At 58.0% G+C, this 19,875-nt stretch carries 18 protein-coding genes; 10 read left to right on the plus strand and 8 right to left on the minus strand.

Annotation, left to right across the window (positions count from 1 at the left end; translation table 11 throughout):
* Positions 1-130 precede the first annotated feature (130 nt).
* Positions 131-1,228: a Gfo/Idh/MocA family protein gene (locus tag LEPTO7104_RS0118270; RefSeq protein ID WP_017300030.1), complete on the minus strand. Its 1,098-nt coding sequence runs from the start codon at positions 1,226-1,228 to the stop codon at positions 131-133.
* A gap of 125 nt (positions 1,229-1,353) precedes the next feature.
* Between LEPTO7104_RS0118270 and LEPTO7104_RS0118275 the strand changes: the two genes are divergently transcribed.
* The 4 genes from LEPTO7104_RS0118275 to LEPTO7104_RS0118290 are packed head-to-tail and all read left to right on the plus strand — an operon-like array spanning position 1,354 to position 5,159.
* Positions 1,354-2,694, plus strand: coding sequence for an efflux RND transporter periplasmic adaptor subunit (locus LEPTO7104_RS0118275; RefSeq protein ID WP_040696988.1), 1,341 nt, complete (start codon positions 1,354-1,356; stop codon positions 2,692-2,694).
* A gap of 32 nt (positions 2,695-2,726) precedes the next feature.
* On the plus strand, positions 2,727-3,950 hold the full coding sequence (locus LEPTO7104_RS0118280) for an ABC transporter permease (protein WP_017300032.1): 1,224 nt from the start codon (positions 2,727-2,729) through the stop codon (positions 3,948-3,950).
* Between the two features lie 27 nt (positions 3,951-3,977).
* On the plus strand, positions 3,978-4,679 hold the full coding sequence (locus tag LEPTO7104_RS0118285; RefSeq protein WP_017300033.1) for a hypothetical protein: 702 nt from the start codon (positions 3,978-3,980) through the stop codon (positions 4,677-4,679).
* Between the two features lie 6 nt (positions 4,680-4,685).
* Positions 4,686-5,159, plus strand: a complete 474-nt coding sequence (locus LEPTO7104_RS0118290) for a GNAT family N-acetyltransferase (RefSeq protein ID WP_017300034.1) — start codon at positions 4,686-4,688, stop codon at positions 5,157-5,159.
* Between the two features lie 28 nt (positions 5,160-5,187).
* Here the strand turns inward: LEPTO7104_RS0118290 and LEPTO7104_RS0118295 are convergent, their stop codons facing one another.
* Positions 5,188-6,579, minus strand: coding sequence for an NAD-dependent malic enzyme (locus LEPTO7104_RS0118295; protein WP_017300035.1), 1,392 nt, complete (start codon positions 6,577-6,579; stop codon positions 5,188-5,190).
* A gap of 154 nt (positions 6,580-6,733) precedes the next feature.
* Between LEPTO7104_RS0118295 and LEPTO7104_RS0118300 the strand changes: the two genes are divergently transcribed.
* Entirely contained in the window at positions 6,734-7,228 is a 495-nt protein-coding gene (locus LEPTO7104_RS0118300; RefSeq protein WP_017300036.1) for an SRPBCC domain-containing protein, read from the plus strand.
* A gap of 88 nt (positions 7,229-7,316) precedes the next feature.
* On the opposite strand, the gene LEPTO7104_RS34445 is transcribed toward LEPTO7104_RS0118300, so the two are convergent.
* The gene (locus LEPTO7104_RS34445; RefSeq protein ID WP_017300037.1) at positions 7,317-7,586 is read right to left on the minus strand and encodes a hypothetical protein; all 270 of its coding nucleotides are present in this window, start codon (positions 7,584-7,586) and stop codon (positions 7,317-7,319) included.
* 280 nt (positions 7,587-7,866) lie between these two features.
* The gene (locus tag LEPTO7104_RS0118310) at positions 7,867-8,709 is read right to left on the minus strand and encodes a class I SAM-dependent methyltransferase (RefSeq protein ID WP_017300038.1); all 843 of its coding nucleotides are present in this window, start codon (positions 8,707-8,709) and stop codon (positions 7,867-7,869) included.
* 278 nt (positions 8,710-8,987) lie between these two features.
* Here LEPTO7104_RS0118310 and LEPTO7104_RS34450 point away from each other — a divergent pair, with 278 nt between their 5' ends.
* Entirely contained in the window at positions 8,988-10,244 is a 1,257-nt protein-coding gene (locus LEPTO7104_RS34450; RefSeq protein ID WP_017300039.1) for a DEAD/DEAH box helicase, read from the plus strand.
* A gap of 155 nt (positions 10,245-10,399) precedes the next feature.
* Here the strand turns inward: LEPTO7104_RS34450 and ppk1 are convergent, their stop codons facing one another.
* Entirely contained in the window at positions 10,400-12,571 is a 2,172-nt protein-coding gene (gene ppk1, locus LEPTO7104_RS0118320; RefSeq protein WP_017300040.1) for a polyphosphate kinase 1, read from the minus strand.
* Positions 12,572-12,827: 256 nt separating this feature from the next.
* Here ppk1 and atpD point away from each other — a divergent pair, with 256 nt between their 5' ends.
* Positions 12,828-14,282, plus strand: a complete 1,455-nt coding sequence (gene atpD / locus LEPTO7104_RS0118325; RefSeq protein WP_017300041.1) for a F0F1 ATP synthase subunit beta — start codon at positions 12,828-12,830, stop codon at positions 14,280-14,282.
* A gap of 70 nt (positions 14,283-14,352) precedes the next feature.
* The gene (gene atpC, locus LEPTO7104_RS0118330; protein WP_017300042.1) at positions 14,353-14,760 is read left to right on the plus strand and encodes an ATP synthase F1 subunit epsilon; all 408 of its coding nucleotides are present in this window, start codon (positions 14,353-14,355) and stop codon (positions 14,758-14,760) included.
* 151 nt (positions 14,761-14,911) lie between these two features.
* On the opposite strand, the gene LEPTO7104_RS0118335 is transcribed toward atpC, so the two are convergent.
* A complete protein-coding gene (locus LEPTO7104_RS0118335; protein WP_225887097.1) occupies positions 14,912-15,250 on the minus strand; it encodes a 30S ribosomal protein PSRP-3 in 339 nt (112 codons plus the stop codon).
* 47 nt (positions 15,251-15,297) lie between these two features.
* Here LEPTO7104_RS0118335 and LEPTO7104_RS0118340 point away from each other — a divergent pair, with 47 nt between their 5' ends.
* The gene (locus LEPTO7104_RS0118340; protein WP_017300044.1) at positions 15,298-16,113 is read left to right on the plus strand and encodes a TIGR01548 family HAD-type hydrolase; all 816 of its coding nucleotides are present in this window, start codon (positions 15,298-15,300) and stop codon (positions 16,111-16,113) included.
* Positions 16,114-16,253: 140 nt separating this feature from the next.
* On the opposite strand, the gene LEPTO7104_RS0118345 is transcribed toward LEPTO7104_RS0118340, so the two are convergent.
* The gene (locus tag LEPTO7104_RS0118345) at positions 16,254-17,117 is read right to left on the minus strand and encodes a DUF4114 domain-containing protein (protein ID WP_017300045.1); all 864 of its coding nucleotides are present in this window, start codon (positions 17,115-17,117) and stop codon (positions 16,254-16,256) included.
* Between the two features lie 434 nt (positions 17,118-17,551).
* Between LEPTO7104_RS0118345 and LEPTO7104_RS0118350 the strand changes: the two genes are divergently transcribed.
* Positions 17,552-18,466: a LysR family transcriptional regulator gene (locus LEPTO7104_RS0118350; protein WP_017300046.1), complete on the plus strand. Its 915-nt coding sequence runs from the start codon at positions 17,552-17,554 to the stop codon at positions 18,464-18,466.
* A 233-nt stretch (positions 18,467-18,699) separates the two neighbouring features.
* On the opposite strand, the gene thrC is transcribed toward LEPTO7104_RS0118350, so the two are convergent.
* Positions 18,700-19,803, minus strand: a complete 1,104-nt coding sequence (gene thrC / locus LEPTO7104_RS0118355; protein ID WP_040696995.1) for a threonine synthase — start codon at positions 19,801-19,803, stop codon at positions 18,700-18,702.
* Between the last annotated feature and the right edge of the window lie 72 nt (positions 19,804-19,875).

Genomic DNA, 19,875 nt, shown 5'->3' on the forward strand with positions numbered 1-19,875 from the left:
AGAATTGGTTTAGCAACGAAACCATGAGCATTTTTCGAAGCCACCCTTATAAATCAAGGATGCCCTTGAGAATACCCTTTAGCCCCAATCTCCGCATGACTAAGGGTCCAAATCGGGAACATTCCTACACCTAAAACAGGGCTTTTGGCACCTCTACCCAGGTGTTTTGTCGGTTTGATTGATGGGCCAAATCCATCAGATGTTGCGATCGCACCCCCTCTGCAATCGACGGTGCCGTAGCCTGACCCCGGTCAATGTTGTTCACCCAGTGGTTGACCACTCGCACGAAGGGGGCAATGCGGCCATCGCCATAGGTGGTAGGAAACTGGAGGCGGGGCGGAATTGCCAGTTCTTCGAGGGGCTTGCCTGCCTGGCTGCCCCAGAGCTTAAACCCGTGAACGTAGTCGGTCAGAGTGTCGCTGCCCAGGACCAGCGTGCCCTTGTCGCCATAGACCTCGACCCAGTGGCCCCGCCCCGCGTAGGTGACGGAGCTAATCGCCACCTGGCAGGGGGTGCCATCGTCTAAATCGAGAATTAAACGACAGGTGTCGTCGGCATCCACGGGCTTGAGCGCGTCGGTGATTAGATCGGGGCGCTGGGCAATGGTGGTGTCTAGACGTGCACAGAGCCGTGCGATCGGCCCAAAGAGCCAGGTGATGTAGTCAAAGCTGTGGGAGGCAAAGGCTCCCAAGGCACCGCCCCCCTGATCTTGGCGTGAGTACCAGTTCCAGGCGCGGCTGGGGTCGGCTCGGCCCGGCACCGTCCAGTCAACTTTGATAAAGCGCAGTTCACCTGCATAGCCCTCGGCCAGTAGCTCGGCCAGTCGCTGCCAGGCGGGCACAAAGCGGAACTCAAAGTCAAGGGTGACGATCAGGTTGCGATCGCGCGCCAGCCCTGCAATCTCATCAGCCTCACTCCCCGACAGCGCGGTGGGCTTTTCGAGCAGCAGGTGCTTACCTGCCGCAAGGACGGCTTTGGCCTGGGAGTAGTGCAAAAAGGGGGGCGTAGCCACCGTCACTGCCTCCACCTCGGGCAGAGCCGCGATCGCCTCCACGCTGTCGCAGGCGTGGGGAATGCCGTGGGCGGAGGCGATCGCCTCCGCCTTGGCCAGATCGCGGTGGTACAGGGCCACGACCTCGGTGCGATGGTGGGCCTGCAGCCCCGGAATATGAACCTTCTGACCAAATCCGGTGCCGACTACCGCAACCTTAAGGGGAGTTTCTGCCATGGCGACCTCTTGACTACAACCGGGGGTCTGAATCAGCCAGCGCCCTCTTTCAGAGTAAGGGGCGAGCTGCGATCGCTACAATTAAACTCAGCGGTTTAGTTTTGGCCAAAACCCAAATTTTTTTTATGCAGGTTCCCTTGATTGGTAAGGTGCGTCGCCCCCTGGTTTGGTTGCTGGCCGGATTGACCGCTGCTGCGTTGGTAGCTGGCGCGGTGGGGTTTGGCCTCTGGCGCAGTCGTCAAACAACCTACAACATTGATGACTTCACCACCCAGGCCGCGATCGAGCCGCTGACGGTGCGGGTGGCCGCCAGCGGCACCGTCAAACCGGTGCAAACCGTCAACCTGAGTCCAGAAAACGCCGGAATTTTAGAGCAACTCTACGTCGAGCAGGGCGATCGCGTTGAGCAGGGCCAGCTGATTGCCCGCATGCGCAACCGCGATACCGCCGCCCAGGTCGATCAAAACCAGGCGGCCGTGGCCGAAGCCGAAGCCGCCCTGGCCGACCTGCGCCAGGGCAGCCGCCCCGATGAAATCGACCAGGCTAAAGCCACGGTGGAGGCCAACCGAGCCCAGGTGCGCGATGCCCAAGCCCGCTTGGACCTGGCCACCAGCGATCTGGCCCGCCGCCAAAGCCTGTTCGAGCGGGGGGCGATCGCAGCTACCGACCTCGACGCCGCCAGGCGGGAGCAGCGCAGCGCCCAGGCCGCCCTAGCCCAGGCCCAGGCCCGCGTCACCGAGTCGCAGCGGCGGGTAGACGAGCTGCGCAATCAGCCTCGTCCCGAAGAAATTGCCCAGGCCGAGGCCCGTCTGACCCAGGCCCGCGCCCAGCTCGAAGGGGCTCAGGTACGGCAGGATGAAAACTTCATTCGGGCGCCCTTTGGCGGTATTGTCACCCAAAAGTTTGCCACCGAGGGAGCCTTTGTAACGCCTACCACATCGGCCTCTGAGCTATCTTCGGCCACCTCTACGGCAATTGTGGCCCTGGCCCAGGACCTGGAGGTGCTCGCCGAGGTACCCGAGGCCGATATCAGCCGCATTGAGCCGGCTCAGGCGGTTGAGGTCGTGGCCGATGCCTTTCCAGACCAGACGTTCAAAGGCCGGGTCAAGCTGGTGGCCCCAGAGGCGATCGAGCGGCAGAATGTGACGCTGTTTCAGGTGCGCATCGAACTGCTCGACGGCAAGGATATTCTGCGATCGAACATGAACGTGAACGTCTCGTTTATCGGCGATCAGCTGGCCGATGCCCTGGTGGTGCCCACCGTGGCGGTGGTGACCCAGGCCGGCAAAACGGGGGTGCTGGTGCCCGGCGACAACCGCGACATCGTGTTTCAGCCGGTTACCCTGGGGCCGCAGGTGGGCGACCAGATTCAGATCGTGGACGGGATTGCGGCGGGCGATCGCGTATTTATCGACCTTCCCCCCGGTAAGTCCCTCGAAAACATCACCGTCCGGCAAAATCAGTAGTCAGCGGTTTAAATCAGTAACAGGATGCTCCCATGAACCTGCAAGAAAGCCTGTCGATGGCGACTAAAACCCTGGCCGCCAACCGCCTCCGCAGCACCCTGACCATGCTGGGCATCATCATCGGCAATGCTTCGGTGATTACGATGGTGGGGCTGGGCGAGGGGGCGCAGCGATTTGTCAACGCCCAGCTCCAAACCCTGGGACCAAACGTGCTGTTTGTGGTGCCCGGCAGCCGCGAAACCCGCCAGCTGGGTTCCCTTGAAGTGCCGCGCAACCTGGTGCTGGCCGACGCCGAGGCGATTGCCCAGCAGGTGCCCTCGGTCAGCGCCGTGGCGGCAGAGTCGAGCGGTCGCCAGCTGGTCACCTTTCGCAATCGCAACGCCAATATCAACGTGGTGGGGATCACCCCCGACTTTCTGACCGTGCGCAGTTTTGAGGTGGCCCGAGGGCGCTTTATCACTGACTTAGATGTCACGCGCAGTGCCCAGGTCGCCGTAATTGGCGACACGCTCCAGGAAAGACTGTTTGACACTGAATCGGCCCTAGGAAAGCAAATTCGCGTCGGGGGCGTCACCTTTGATGTGGTGGGAGTGCTGGAGAAAAAAGGCTCTAACCTTGGCCTCGACTACGATGATGCGGTGATGGTGCCGCTCACGACTAAAGCCACACGGCTGGCCAGCGGGGAGCGATCGCCCTACGGCATTGAGGTTTCGTTTATCACGGTGTCGGCCCGCGATCGCGCCAGCATGTCTACCGCCGAGTTTCAGATCACCAACCTGCTGCGCCTGCGCCACAACGTTCGCGACGAAGACGACTTCTACATCAGCAGCCAGGATACGCTGCTGACCATCGCCAACACGATTACCGGGGCGCTGACTCTAATGTTGGCCGCGATCGCCGGTATCTCCCTCTTTGTCGGCGGCATCGGCATCATGAACATCATGCTGGTGTCGGTGCGCGAGCGCACCCAGGAAATTGGGCTGAGGAAGGCGATCGGCGCGTCCCAGAGCGATATTCTGGGTCAGTTTTTGATCGAGGCCATCATTCTCTCCGTGGCTGGGGGCGTGATCGGCACTGCGCTGGGGGTAAGCGGCATTCTGCTAATTGGGTTGCTTAGCCCCTTTGAGGCAGGTATTTCCGTCGGGGCAATCGTTCTAGCGGTGAGTATATCTGGCGGTATTGGCCTATTTTTTGGGGTTTTCCCCGCCCGCCAAGCGGCCAAACTCGATCCCATCGTGGCGTTGAGAACTGCTTAGCTTAAAAGACATCGGAGCGCACAGACCATGCCCTTTGAGCTAGATCACCTATTCATCTGCACCGAGGTTGGGGCGCCTGCGGCCAAGCAGCTTACCCAGTTCGGGCTGAGGGAGGGTAGCGCAAACGTACACCCTGGCCAGGGCACCGCCAATCGACGCTTTTTCTGCCAAAATTTGATGCTAGAGCTGCTGTGGGTACACAATGCCGCCGAGGCCCAGGCTGAAGCCACCCGCCCCACCCACCTTTGGGAGCGGTGGAGCGGCAGAGCCCAAGCGGCTTGCCCGTTTGGGCTCTGCCTGCGCCCCTCCCCCGGCAAAGAGCCCGATGGTCTACCGTTTCCTGCCTGGGACTACCGCCCGACCTACCTGCCAGAAGGACTGTCAATTCCGGTGGCGACCAACGCGGCGGTGCTGAGTGAGCCAATGCTGTTTTACCTGTCCTTTGCCCGGCGGCAGGATACCTACACAGGGGCCAAGGCTGAACCTTTGGACCATGTGTTAAACCAAGATCGGCCCTCAGAGCCGATCGCACTCCGGCAAGTTACCCGCGTGACCCTCACGCTGCCATCATCAGGGCCACTGTCTGAGGCCCTTCAGGCAGTGGTTGACGCCAATTTGATTGAAATTCGAGCCGGGCAAGGGTATTTGATGGAGCTTGGCTTTGATGGAGAGACCCGCAGTCAACACCAGAGTTTCCATCCCACCCTACCCCTGGTAATTTATTGGTAAATCAGGATGCACCTTCGCACGGCGACTGAAGCCGATCTCCCTACCCTCGCCGATCTGTACCAAGAAACGGTGCTGGTCAACGCTCCCCAGCACTACACCCCGGCCCAAACGGAAGCCTGGGCCGCGATCGATGCCCACAGCCCTCGCTTTCACCAGCTCATTCTGGGCGTCACCACTTATCTGGCCGAGAACGACACAGGGATCCTCGGCTTTGCGGGCATAGGCGAGAACGGCTATGTGGCCTCTGCTTACGTGCGCCACGACTGTCTGCACCAGGGCATTGGCTCGCTGCTGATGCAGGCGGTGCTGACCCACGCCCAGGAAAAACAGATCCAGCGCCTCTACGCTGAGGCCAGCGAGTTCAGCCTGGGGCTGTTTCAGAAATTTGGCTTTAATCAGTACGACACCGAAATCGTCGATCGCAACGGTGTGTCGTTCACCCGCTATCTGGTAGAGCGAGTTTTGGCCGAGACGCCGTAGGGGCACAGCAGGCCGTGCCCCACAGAGATTATTTTCTGGCCACCCCATCGACTCGGGCGGCGTGCTTTACCGCAGAGGCCACCGCCGTGGACACCCGCTCGTCGAACACCGAGGGAATAATGTGCTCGCAGGTGAGTTCGTGGGGGTTGACCAGGGCGGCGATCGCGTAGGCCGCCTCCAGATACATCGACGGCGTAATCTCCTGGGCGCGGCAGTCGAGGGCACCGCGCAGCATGCCGGGGAACGCCAGCACATTGTTGATCTGGTTGGGGTAGTCGCTGCGGCCAGTGGCCATCACGGCCACCTTGCCCGCCACCAGTTCAGGCTGAATCTCGGGGATCGGATTGGCCATGGCAAACACGATCGGGTCGGCGGCCATCGAAGCGACCATTTCGACGCTCACGACGCCCGGCGCGCTCACCCCCAAAAATATGTCGGCCCCCACCATGGCATCGGCCAGAGTGCCAGACTCGGCCACCGCAAACTCCTGTTTCTGGGGGTTCAGGTCGTCGCGGCTGTGGGAGAGAATGCCCTTTGAGTCGCACAGTACAATGGCTGAGGCCCCGGCCTTTTGCAGGAGTTTGGCGATCGCCACCCCCGCTGCCCCGGCCCCGTTAATCACCACCTTGACCTGGGTGAGCGACTTATTCACCAGCTTCAGCGCATTCACCAGCGCCGCCAGGGTGACTATGGCCGTGCCGTGCTGGTCGTCGTGGAATACCGGGATATCCAGCTCCTGGCGCAGCCGGGCCTCGATCTCGAAGCAGCGGGGAGCGCTGATGTCCTCCAGGTTAACGCCGCCAAATACCGGAGCCAGCTGCTTTACCGCCGTCACAATGGCGTCGGTATCCTGGGTATCTAGGCAAATCGGGAAGGCGTCTAACCCGGCAAACTTCTTAAACAGCAGCGCCTTTCCCTCCATCACCGGCAGGGCGGCGGCAGGCCCCAGGTTGCCCAACCCCAGCACAGCGCTGCCGTCGGTGACAATAGCCACCGTGTTGCCCTTGATGGTGAGGTCATAGACCCGGTCGGGGTGTTCGGCAATTTCGACGCAGACCCGCCCGACACCGGGGGTATAGGCCATGGCCAGGTCATCCTGGTTGTGCAGCTCCAGCTTGCTCTCAACGCTGATCTTGCCGCCCTCGTGGATCGCGAAGGTGCGATCGCAAATCTCCAGAATTTCAACCTCCGCCACGGTCTTGACCGCCGCAATAATGTCCTCCACGTGGTCTTCGCTAGAGGCGTCTACGTGCAGCACCCGCACCATGTCATAGCGACTGCGGCTGATCAGCTCAAAATCGCCCAGGTTGCCCCCTGCTTCGGCAATGGCTTGGGTCACTCGCGCCAGCATGCCGGTTTTATTCGGCAGTTTGAGCCGCAGGCTGAGACTGTAACTGGGGTTGGGGGTGAGAGTTGCCATACCAAAACCTTTGGGCGATCGCGCCAGCGAAACAGAAATGTCGTCTTGAGGGAATAATAAGACTAACCGCTCAGTTTAAGCACTGATTCAGGGCCTGCGCCTTTCCCTCCGCGCATCCCAGTGTGTGTGAAAATAGCGGTAGCGTCTGTTACCTATGCACGGTTTCTGGCGCACGGTTCCTGGCTACCCCCTCACCGCCATGCCCAGTCTCTACAGCGAAATCACCATCAATGCCCCCCGCTTTGCCGTTTGGGATGCCCTGGTCCGCAAGGAGGAATGGCATCGCTGGAACACCTTTCTCTACGACTGCGATCCCAACCTGCCCATTCGCCCCGGCGGCGAAATCTTTCTCGCCCTGCGCCGTCTTGAAGGCGAAGACGAAACCGAGTTTCAGCCGCGCATCCTGGTGGTGCAGACCAATCACTGCCTGCGATGGATTTCCAAAGGCCCCGGCTTCAAAAGTGAGCATGTCTTCGAACTCGAAGACGTTGGCCCCAACCGCACCAAATACATCCACCAGGAGCGCATCTCCGGCCTGCTCTCCCGAGCCTTTCTCCCCTTCATTCGCCGCGACGAAAAGGAAGGCATTCGCCGCATGGCCCAGCAGATTAAGCGCTACGTGGAGTACCACTACCGCAAGCAGTGGTAGGCAAAGCTTCTGTCGAATATCCCCTAAGGGTTGGGAGTCGATCAGCTAACGCCAAATCCCTAGGGGATACAGACCAATAAACCCGAAGCTACGAATCGGCAAACACGTAGCGGGTGAGCACCCGCATTGACTCGCGATCGCGATCGGTGGGCAGCGGTTTACTCCACTCAACTGTGTCAGAGAAGCCCAGGTGGCTCATTTCTGAGATCACCCGGTTGACGGCGGTCGAGCGGCCAATCACAAGAATTCGAACTTTGTCTCGATGGTCATAGGCAGGCCCTTTGGGGCCATCGCCTCCAGTGGGAGGTATAGCCTCATCTTCCGATGGGGCGCTGGCGTATAAAAAAGTTTTAGGCATAGCAAATTACGGCCATAGGGAGGTCAACATAGCTCTGGGGTGACGACTCAGGCACTAGTCAACGCGATCCAGCCGGGAGATAGCCGCAGCTAGGCTCCCAAGGTACAGCAGGTATACCTCTCCCCAGCGTATTCACAATACCGGCAGGTGGCGCCTTATTTAAGGGATTTTACGGAGGCTTTAAAGGCAGTGAAAGCAGATAGCTGGCCAAATTTCGCCAATAATTCTGCTCGGAGATGAAATTAGCCCAAACAGCCCCCCCGCAGCTGGGCCCGTGACCTCACCCAGGCTTTGCAAAGGCCAAAGCGACCGGGGGCTGATCGTAGATTTTGGGCCGATCGTTCACCACGCAAAAATAGTAGAGCCAGGCATCGGATTCAGCCGCCTCGTCGTCAGCTGCGCCCAGCCTGGTGCCCCGCTGCCACGAGTAAATTTCTATGCGGCCAAAGCCAAAGGCTAGCTGCTTGACCTGCTCCTGAGGGCGAATGTAGTAGGTCTGGAGGCGAAAATTGTGGGATTCATCCCTCAGCACCAGATAGTTGGCCGCGCCAATGTGAGCCCGGGAAACAGAACGGTTAAACAGCCGCAGCACTCCCCACATGGCCAAGTTTTCGTACGCTTTGAGCGGGTTGCGGCTGAGGTGGTGGCGGTAATCGAACGTCCCGGCGATGTGCTGCAAATTGTGGCTTGAGAACAGCACGCAGCACCCCGGCTTACCCACCCGGTGAATCTCTTGCAGAATACGGATGCGATCGCCGTGGGACACATAGTCAATGCCGTTAAAGCTAAACAAAATAAAATCAAAGGAGTTATCGGCAAACAGCCCCATATCCCTGGCATCCACAACGGCCAGGTGAATCGATGGCGAAGCCTGAGAAAAGCGCCGCCGACAGGCCGTCACCATACCCGCCGCATAGTCTATGCCCGTATAGCTGCCGACTAGCGGTAGAAAGTGCTGAGTGGTGCGCCCACCGCCAATGCCGATGTCCAGCATATCCATCGTCGGCAGACGGTCCCGCAGCAGCTCCAGAATGGTCTTCTCTGCGGGCTGAAGCAGGTTGATGCGCGAGTAGTAGTCAACCATGCCAGCGCTGGCGTAAACGGCCCAATTTTTCTCGCCCATGCACCTTCTTCCGCTATGGAGAGAATATTAGAGCATCGTGGTCACACCTATGCCGTCGCGCAGGTTATCTCCGCTGGCCGCTGTCGATCCTGCGTTCCACCTCCCGAATCAGCAATTGCCGAACTTATCTGCTAGGATGTAGCTTCGTCAGCCATCCGGTCTGTGCTGACCAACAGAATTTGCCTTACAGCCGTTCTTTTGATTACAGTTCACTGCTCTTAGACTGGGCCCAGGTAGTTGATTTGGGATAGGGGCACCATTCGGAGCAATCTGACTTCATGACTTTTGAACAACTCGGTCTTGCGACCGGTTTACTTCGCGCTGTTTCTGACCAGGGCTACACAGAGCCAACCCCCATTCAGCAAAAAGCGATCCCCGCTATTTTGGAGGGTCAAGATATTCTGGCCAGTGCCCAAACGGGTACGGGCAAAACCGCTGGGTTTACGCTGCCCATGCTCCAGCGTTTAGCCGAGCGCAAAACTACGGGTCGGCGCCTGCCTCGGGCTCTAATTCTCACGCCCACCCGCGAGCTGGCAGCCCAGGTGGGCGACAGCGTGACCACCTACGGCAAGCATCTGCCCTTTCGGGCCGCCATGATCTACGGTGGCGTTAGCTTTGGCGGCCAGATCCGCCAGCTGCGCCAGGGGGTCGATATTCTGATTGCCACCCCGGGGCGACTGCTCGACCACGTCAGCCAGGGCACCATCGATCTGAGCGCGGTTGAGATTCTGGTGCTAGATGAGTGCGATCGCATGCTCGACATGGGCTTCATCCACGACATCCGCAAAATCATGGCTCGTCTGCCCGAAGAGCGCCAGACCCTAATGTTCTCGGCTACCTTCTCCAAGCCCATTCAGCAGCTGGCCCACACCCTGCTGAAGTCGCCCGTACAGATTGAAGTTGCCGCCCGCAACACCACGGCCGACCGGGTTGAGCAGGTGGTCCACCCCGTCGATCGCCACCGCAAGCGGGAGCTGCTGTCGCACATCATCGGCTTCCACAACTGGCAGCAGGTGCTGGTGTTCACTCGCACCAAGCACGGGGCCAACCGCCTGGCCGAGCAGCTCGCCAAGGACGGCCTCAAAACCGCCGCCATCCACGGCAACAAAACCCAGGCGGCCCGCGCCCGCGCCCTCAAAGATTTCAAGCAGGGTCGCGTCCGAGTCCTGGTGGCCACCGATGTTGCCTCCCGCGGCATTGACATCGACCAGCTGCCCTACGTCGTCAACTTTGAGCTGCCCAACGTGCCCGAAGACTACGTGCACCGCATTGGCCGCACCGGCCGCGCCGGGAATGAGGGCCGCGCCGTGTCGCTGCTCAGCGACGATGAACTTCCCCTGCTGATTAGCATTGAGCGCATGCTCAAGCAGTCGATTACCCAGGATGTGGTGGCTGGCTACGAGCCTTCGTTCAACGCCGATACAACCCGCAGAACATCTAGCGCTCCGGCTAGCCCCCGTCGCCAGCGGCCCCGTCGCCGCAGCGGTGGCAGCAGCAGTGCTCCTCGCCGGGCTGGCGCTGGGGCCAGGGGCTAAGAGTTGCCCCTGAGTGGAGGCGTTTCTTCACTCTCAAGAGCGATCGCCTTCAGATTCTAAAGCCCCCTGCATGTAAATGCAGGGGGCTTTTAAGTTTTACGGCGCTAGGCTTCTGCCCTCGGGCAAAAGGCATTGGCCCAGCTTTAGCAAGGCGCTTAAAGCACGCGGTCTCGCCGCAGGGCATAGGCCATCAGCGTTTTATGGGTGCCGCGCTCGTTTTCGCCTGCCTGGGGGCGGCGCTGGGTAAAGGTACCGTCAGAGGCCATCTCCCAGGCCTGGCGGTTGTCGGCCAGCATAATGTCGAGAATGGTTTGCAGCTCTTTGACTAGAGCCGGATCTTCGATGGGCACCACCGCCTCCACCCGGCGATCGAGGTTGCGGGTCATCCAGTCAGCGCTGCCAATGTAGTACTCGGGCTGTCCGCCGTTGTCAAAGCAGAAAATGCGAGAGTGTTCCAGGAATTGACCAATCACGCTGATCACGCGGATATTTTCGCTAACTCCCGGAATTCCTGGCCGCAGGCAGCAGATACCGCGCACAATCAGGTCGATCTCCACCCCAGCCTGGGAAGCTTCGTAGAGCAGCTTAATCATGGCGTAGTCAACCAGAGAATTCATTTTAGCGACAATTTTGCCCTGGCCGCCGTTCTGGGCCTGCTCTATTTCACGGTGAATCAGGGCTGTCATGCGATCGCGCAGGGTCAGCGGCGCCACCAGCAGCTTGCGGTAGGCCTTTTGCCGTGAGTAGCCAGTCAGAAAGTTGAACAGATCGGTCAGGTCGGCCCCCAGGTCGTCCCGGCAGCTAAACAGGCCCAGGTCGGTATAGAGCTTCGAGGTTTTTGGGTTGTAGTTGCCGGTGCCAATGTGCACATAGCGGCGGATTTCGTTGCCCTCTTCGCGCACAACCAGGGTGGTCTTAGTGTGGGTTTTTAACCCCACAATGCCGTAGACCACGTGCACTCCGGCATCTTCTAGCTTTTTGGCCCATTCAATATTGTTGGCCTCATCAAATCGGGCTTTCAGCTCGACTAGAGCCACCACCTGCTTGCGGTTTTCTGCTGCCGCAATCAGCGCTTTGACAATGGGCGAGTCACCGGAGGTGCGGTAGAGAGTGATCTTGATGGCCAGCACCTTGGGGTCATTGGCCGCCTGGGTAATGAACTCCTGTACCGAACGGCCAAAGGACTCGTAGGGGTGATGCACCAAAATATCCCCGTCCCGCAGAATGGCGAAAATATTGGGGGGGTGCTCAGAATAGCTGCGGTTGCCGTCATCGTCGAGTTCCACAACGGGCTTCAGCCGAGGGGGAACCAGCGCCACCCAGGGTTGATCCTTCAGATCGGGCAGGGGCAGCGACTGAAAAAAGAACAGATCGCTCAGGTTCAGCAGCCCATCGACTTCGTAGACGCGATCGCTACTCACCTTAAGTTCGTGCATCAGGCTTTCTTTGAGGTCATCGGGCATGGTGCTCGCCATCTCGACCCGACACACGAAACCCTCCAACCGCCGTTTGTTAATTTCTTTCTCGATCGCAATCAGCAGATCATCGGCTTCGTCTTCGAGGACCGGAAAGTCAGCATCGCGGGTAATGCGAAATAGATGATGCCCGACAATGGTCATGCCCGGGAACAGATAGCCCAGATTTTCGGCAATCACCTGCTCTAGGGGCACGCCAATCCACAGGCAGGGCTCACCCTGGAAGGTGCACAGCGGTTCGGGCATCCCCACAAAGCGGGGCAGGCTGCTGGGCACCTTGACCCGGGCAAAGCGCTCAATGCCGGTATCGGGGTTAGCCACCTTAACCGCCAGGTTGAGGCTCAGGTTCGACATGCGCGGAAAGGGATGGGATGGGTCAACGCTGAGGGGCGTCAGTACCGGAAAGATTCGCTTCTCAAAATAGTCCCTCAGGTAAAACGTCTGCTCCTCAGTCATGTCGAGATAATTTTGCAGATAAACCCCGTACTCGGTCAGCGCCGGGAGCAGCTCCTGGGTAAAGGTTTGGTGCTGGAGCCGCACCTGTTCGATGAGGTGCGATCGCATAATCTCCAGCTGCTTCGCCGGGGTGGTCTTGTCTGGGGTATTGGGATGCACACCGGCCTCCGCCTGCTCCATCACCCCGGAAATACGCACCATAAAAAACTCGTCCAGGTTAGAGCTATAGATGGCCAAAAACTTTAGCCGCTCCAGCAGTGGAGTACGAGGGTCAAGGGCCTCATGGAGCACCCGCTCATTGAATCCCAGCCAGCTCACCTCGCGGTTGATGTAATAGCGAGAATCGCTTAAATCAATTCCCTGCTCCGTCTGCTCCGTCAGCTTAGCCTTTGTCATAGCAGCCTCTGTGCCCCAGATTTTGTTATCGAGGCATTCTAGTCATCTAACTTGATGGTTTGGTTAAGGGTAAAGGCGTTTCACCGGAACAGCAAGCTGACCTGAGCCAGCTCAACCATCCTAGGTTTCAATAAAGTCGGCGCGATCGTCGTAGGCTGTCACGCTCTAGTGATACTCTGAGTGATGGCGCTTTAAAACGTAACAGTACCTCAATAAAGCGCCCCAAACAGCTGATCATACGAGATAGGCGCAAGGCATGGTCACCACAGCAGAAAAAACAAACGTTGGTTACGTCACACAAGTCATTGGTCCAGTCGTAGACATCAAGTTTCCGGCGGGCGAAATGCCAAAAATTTACAACGCCCTCAAAATCCAGGGTACCAATCCCGCTGGCAACGATATTGCCGTCACCTGCGAAGTCCAACAGCTTCTAGGCGATTCCCAGGTGCGGGCCGTTTCCATGAGCACCACCGATGGTTTAGTGCGGGGCATGAAGGCGGTTGATACCGGCTCTCCCATCAGCGTACCCGTTGGTGCTTCTACCCTGGGGCGAATTTTCAACGTGCTGGGTGAACCTGTAGACGAAAAAGGTCCTGTCAACGTCGACACGACCTCTCCCATCCACCGCTCAGCGCCTAAATTTACCGAACTGGAAACCCAGCCCTCGGTGTTCGAAACCGGGATTAAAGTAATTGACCTGCTGGCTCCCTACCGCCGTGGCGGGAAGGTCGGCCTGTTTGGCGGTGCAGGTGTAGGCAAAACTGTACTCATTCAAGAACTCATCAACAATATTGCTAAAGCACACGGCGGTGTGTCGGTGTTCGGCGGCGTTGGCGAGCGGACCCGTGAGGGCAACGATCTCTACAACGAGTTTATTGAGTCTGGGGTAATCAACGCTGATGACCTCAGTAAGTCGAAGGTAGCCCTGGTCTACGGTCAAATGAACGAGCCTCCTGGGGCACGGATGCGAGTAGCTCTCTCAGCCCTGACCATGGCCGAGTACTTCCGCGATGTGAACAAGCAGGACGTGCTGTTGTTCATCGACAACATCTTCCGGTTTGTGCAAGCCGGTTCTGAGGTATCCGCACTGCTGGGCCGCATGCCCTCCGCTGTGGGCTACCAGCCCACCCTGGGTACCGACATGGGCGACCTGCAAGAGCGCATTACCTCTACCCTAGAGGGTTCTATCACCTCAATTCAGGCCGTATACGTGCCCGCAGACGACCTCACCGACCCTGCTCCGGCCACCACGTTTGCTCACCTCGATGCCACCACGGTGCTGTCTCGAGCGCTGGCTTCTAAGGGCATCTACCCCGCTGTGGATCCCCTAGACTCTGCCTCTACCATGCTGCAGCCCAGCGTGGTGGGCGAAGAGCACTACAAGACTGCTCGAGCCGTGCAGTCCACCCTACAGCGCTACAAAGAGCTGCAGGATATCATCGCTATTCTTGGCCTTGACGAGCTTTCTGAAGATGATCGTCTGGTGGTAGCCCGCGCCCGTAAAATCGAGCGCTTCCTGTCTCAGCCCTTCTTCGTAGCTGAGGTATTTACTGGTGCTCCTGGCAAGTACGTCTCCCTGGAAGACAGCATCCGCGCTTTCAACCAGATTCTGGCTGGTGAGCTAGACGAAATCCCTGAGCAGTGCTTCTACCTCAAGGGCGGCATTGAAGAAGTTCTAGAAGCTGCCGAAAAGCTCAAGGCTGAGAAGTAATGCCCTCCGTTGGGGGTAAGACTGGTTCTTGCCCCCAATATTCCGTGATAGTCCCTATTTCACCCTTGTTATGGCATTAACCGTTCGTGTAATTGCCCCAGACAAAACCGTCTGGGATGCCGAAGCAGAGGAAGTCATTCTGCCTAGCACTACCGGCCAGCTAGGCATCTTAGCTGGCCACGCCCCGCTGTTAACGGCCCTAGATGTGGGCGTGATGCGGGTCAGATCTGATAAAGAGTGGGTGCCCATTGCGCTGATGGGCGGTTTTGCCGAAGTTGACAGCAACGAGTTGATTATTCTGGTCAACGGGGCAGAGCGAGGCGACGCCATTGACGCCGCAAAAGCCCAGGCTGCCTATCAGGAAGCCGAGACTCGCCTGAGCGAGGTCAATGCTGATGATAAGCAGGCTGTTATTCAAGCCCGCCAGGGCCTCAAGCGGGCTCGCGCTCGGCTTCAGGCATCTGGAGGACTTAAGTAACTCCGCTTGATGGCCTATCTAAAAAGCCCAGTGCTTTAGCAAAGACTAAAGTACTGGGCTTTCTGTTAGAGCTAATGTTCTTAGGGCATAACGGCGGGAAGCCTGGCTGCATCGGGAATCGCTGGTAAAACCCTGATTCCCGATGGGGCCATCACGAACTACCGGTAAAAGTAATCTCGGGAAAGCGGTCCTGAGCTTCGGTGAGGGGCTTGCCCTTACCTTCTTCCTGCCAATAGTTAATGATCTCGGTGGCCTGGTTGAGAATTTCAACCCGCTCCTCTTCCTCGATCCAGGGCTTTCCCTCTAGTTCGGTTTTCATTTGTTCCCAGGCATCGTTACGGGGCCAGAAGAAATAAGAGGTGAGCGGGCTGGTGCCCTTACCTACCACTTGATCCACGGCCAGCGCAACGTCATTTTCTAGCCAGAGTACTTTTAGGACAAATCTGGACAAGTAGACCTCCGCCGCAATTCCAAAAATACTACAGTCTATAATTCTATCACCTCAGCTTCCTCAACTCTACCCCAAGTGTGCATACTATGACTTCCTTGGCTGCTCCCTGCGCGATCGCGGTATTTGATATTGATGGCGTACTGCGGGATGTAGGGAATTCTTACCGTCGGGCCCTGGCGGATACGGTGGAGGCCTTTACCGAAGGGGCGTATCGTCCAACTTCAGAAGATATCGACCGTCTTAAAGGCGAGGGAATTTGGAATAACGACTGGGAAGGTTCCCAGGAGCTGGTCTATCGCTATTTTGAAGCCCAGGGAAAATCTAGAGAGAGCGTAGCCCTTGACTATGGGGAGATTGTGGAGTTCTTTCAGCGTCGCTACCGGGGGCCTGAGCTCAGTAACCCTGACCAGTGGACGGGCTACATTACCCAAGAGCCCCTTCTGGTAGACAAAGCCTACTTTGAGACACTGACGCGCGATCGCATTGCCTGGGCCTTCTTTAGTGGAGCCACCCGAGATTCCGCCAACTTTGTGCTAAGGCGTCGGCTGGGCCTGAGAGATCCAATGCTGGTAGCTATGGAAGACGCGCCTGGCAAGCCCGACCCCACAGGTTTGCTGACGCTGGTGGATAACTTAACCACGCAGAGTCGTCTTCCCGCCGACCTGCCGGTAATCTACGCGGGTGATACCGTTGCAGATATGCAGACCGTTGGGCGGGCCAAAGTAGCCAGAGGGCAGCGGCGGTGGCTGGGGGTTGGAGTACTGCCACCCCACGTCATAGCGGGTCAGGAGGCCTATCGTGACAAGTACCGGAAGACTCTCGAAAAAGCTGGGGCCGATGGAGTGGTGAGCGACGTCAACGCGCTGAGTGCTGACTATGTTAGACAGCTGATATCGGGTTGAGGCGACAAACTTGTGGCGATTGCCGCTCACTATAGAGCCTAAAAAGAAAGCAGGAGGTAAGTTAACTTACCTCCCACTGCCATCAGGGTGCATCACTTTGTAAGCAGGCGCGGATAGCGCCAGGGGCTAATTTAACCAAGCTAGTCTGTGGCCATTTTGCGGCGGCGCAGGGTGGTAAACCCACCGATACCTAGGACTAGCATGCCGAGCAGGGCAGAGGGCTCAGGCACGTCTTCAGAGGGAGCACCCTCCTGAATGCCGCGCACCGCAAAGATGACGTCGTTATAGTCAAGGTCACCACCGCCGACAATGTCCTCAAAGCCAAGGATAATCCAGTCGTTATGCTGGAAGGCAACGACGTGCTGAAGGCCATCGGAGTTCTTGGTCGGGTCAGTGCCCAGGGTGCGCTTGGCCAACTCGCTTTCGTACTTGGCAATGTCCTTAGCCTTGGCTTTGGGGCCTGGCTTGGCCAGATTAAACCCGTCAGAGATGATTGAGAAGTCAAGCTGGGTGGCCCCTACGAAACCGCCTAGGCTAACCCCCTGCCCCAGGGCCAAGGCGCCGTTCCTTTCGCTCAAAATGCTGTCTGGCGACGAAATGTCATTGAAGATCATGGCTGACTGCTTGAGATTGCCCATATCGTCATAGGCGCTGTAGCTCAGCTGGTTTCGGTAGGCTGCTCCTTCGTTGATAAAGTAAACCTCGACAGGGTCTACGCCATTCCAAAACAGCTTGCTGGCATCGAGCTGATAGTTGGAGAGAAATGCCTGGGTTTGAGCTTTGCTTTCACCAGTGGTCAATCTTTTGAGTTCTTCAAGGGTGGCCGAGGGCTCTAATAAATTCATGGTCTTCAGACTGCCAAAGCCGAGGTCGCTTGCAAATTCATTTGGGGTGAGGCCAGCGGCAGGTAGTTGCGCTTGGGCAGGGGCGGTAGCCACAGCGCTGACAGACACCGCTGCTGCCGCAGCGAGGCCGACTTCTAGGAGGTGACGGTTTAGAAACATCTCTGGAAACCTATTTAGTAGTTTAAGGGCGGTTACATAGGACACCTGCCGCTACGGGAGGGTCTAAGTGAGTAGAGCAGGCTCTCAATGCCGAAAGGGGACTGTCTTTGGCCGTTGACTACTCTAAGACCAGTGAATTAAGACTGGTTTAGCATGGTTCCAATTTACTCGACCCGCAGTTGGTCAGCCTGGGTATATGCCACAGTTAATCGATAGAGATTAGGTAATTTGAGCGATCGCAGGTAAAAAATATTGCCAAAAATACGGTTGTCACTTAGAGGTTTTCTAATGCAACCGCCCGTCTAGGGCTGCCTTCAACAGCTGGCATATTAAAAATGCCTGTACGGGCAGACAGCAAGATTGGCGAAAATTCTTTCCGCAAATACCAATCTAGGGTTAGTGTCAAGCTTATCTGAATCAATTAGGACAGCGCAATGGCCAAAGCTGACCCCCACCGCCTCAAGCTCTCCCAACTGCGGGCGCTGGTGGCCATTGCCGATGAAGGATCCTTCAGCGATGCAGCGCTGCATCTGGAGCTTTCTCAGTCGGCCGTGAGCCACGCTATTGCCACTCTGGAAGAGGAACTGGGCGTAATGCTGCTGAGCCGGGGCCGTCAGGGGGCGGTGCTAACTCCGGTGGGCGAGCAAATCACTGAGGAGGCGCGGCAGGTGCTGCGATCGCTTTACAGTCTGTGCCACAAAGCTGAAGATGCGAAGGGATTACAGACTGGGGAAGTGCGGATTGCGGCCTTTCGCAGTGTCGCTACCCACATCCTGCCAGAGGTGATTCGCCAGTTTCGCCAGCAGTACCCTGGCGTCGCCATTGCCATTGACGAAAAATCTCACCACGAAATGGTCGAGAACGACCTGCGCCAGGGTCGAGCCGACGTGGGCTTTACCTACCTGCCCAGCCGGGACGAGTTTGACCAGTGGGAACTATTGCGCGATCGCTATATTGTTTTGCTGCCGCCCAACTCCCAGCCTCAGCCCCAGCCGTTTCGGTGGGAAGATCTAGCTGCCTATCCGCTAATTTTGCCTCCCCCGGACGACGGCGATCGTCAGCATCTCGATCGATTGCTGCACGGTTGGGGGCAGCAGCTTCAACCAGCCTACGTGGTGCGTGAAGACTCCACTATCCTCAGCATGGTTGAGCGAGGGCTAGGGGCCACAGTGATGGCAGCCCTGGCCGCAGAACCAATTCCTGCCGGACTCCGGGTAGCTGAGCTACCTCAACCCCTGGAGCGGGTCATTGGGGTGATTATATTGCGCGAGGCTCTGCTGCCGCCGCCGGTCTATGCCTTCCTAGAGCGACTTAAAGCCATTTGGCTACAGCCCAAGGTCGCCAGCTAGTTGTCCGACGGCCCAGAGCGATCCGGTGGTTCAGTACAAATGGTTCAGTACAAAGAGCCCCAAAGCCACAGGCGTGGCCCGCAGAAAAATACCCCGACATAGGGCCGGGGCGGTTGATCGTTGTTGTTTGGAGGGACGTTGAACGCTGTTCATACTCTCCAACCATCAGCTACAACACCCCTGGTGACAATTTCGGACAGTCGCAGAAGGTTTAATCAACTTCAGCCGGAATGCTAGAAACCCATTGCCTTTGCCAGGGTAGCAGGGTCGGGGTTGAGGCCACCTTTAACCTGGTTATTGCTGTGGGCGATCGCAGTGTCAGGGTCCTTCAGCCCGTTGCCCGTAAGCACGCACACAATGCTAGCCCCCGTCGGCACCTGATCTTTTACCTTGAGCAGCCCGGCCACCGATGCAGCGCTAGCTGGCTCACAAAATATTCCCTCCAGAGCCAGCAGACGATAGGCCTCTAAAATTTCGTCATCGGTGACGGCGTGAAAAGACCCCTGACTGGAGTCTCGCACGGCTTCGGCCTTCGTCCAACTCGCCGGATTGCCAATGCGAATGGCGGTAGCCAACGTCTGCGGGTCGCGCACCACATGGCCGTTAACCAACGGAGCTGCCCCGGCTGCCTGAAAGCCCATCATCCGGGGCAGACGGCTACACTTACGCTGCTGGTGATACTCGCAAAAGCCCATCCAGTAGGCGGTAATGTTGCCCGCATTGCCCACCGGAATACACAACCAGTCAGGGGCATCGCCCAGGGCATCCACCACCTCAAAGGCCCCGGTCTTCTGCCCCTCCAGGCGATAGGGATTGACCGAATTCACTAGGGTGATGGGGTAGCTTTCTGCCAGTTCCCGAACCATGGTTAGGGCGTCGTCAAAGTTGCCGTTGATGGCCAGCACCTCAGCTCCGTAAAGCAGGGCCTGGGCCAACTTGCCCAGTGCCACATAGCCATCGGGAATCAGAACGAAGGCGCGCATGCCCCCCCGGCGAGCGTAGGCAGCAGCGGCAGCAGAGGTGTTGCCGGTACTGGCGCAGATGACCGCTTCGGCTCCGGCCTCTTTGGCCTTGGAAATAGCCATAGTCATGCCCCGATCTTTGAAACTGCCCGTGGGGTTAAGGCCATCGTACTTGACCCAAACCTTGACCTCTTTGCCAATGTGCCCAGCTAGAACCGGCATGGGGATGAGGGGAGTATTGCCCTCACATAGGGTGACTACCGGAGTCTGATCGGAGACGGGCAAATAACCCCGGTAGGCCTCGATTAGTCCGGGCCAGGGCTGTAACCCAGTGGCTAGAGGCGAGGAGGCTGAGGTGGCAGCGACAGAATTAATGCTTAAGGTCACGGTAGGTTGGCGATACTAATGATGAATAGAAGTTTGACAGCTTGTATGGCCAGCAGCCCG

Source organism: Nodosilinea nodulosa PCC 7104 (genome assembly GCF_000309385.1).
GTDB lineage: Bacteria > Cyanobacteriota > Cyanobacteriia > Phormidesmidales > Phormidesmidaceae > Nodosilinea > Nodosilinea nodulosa.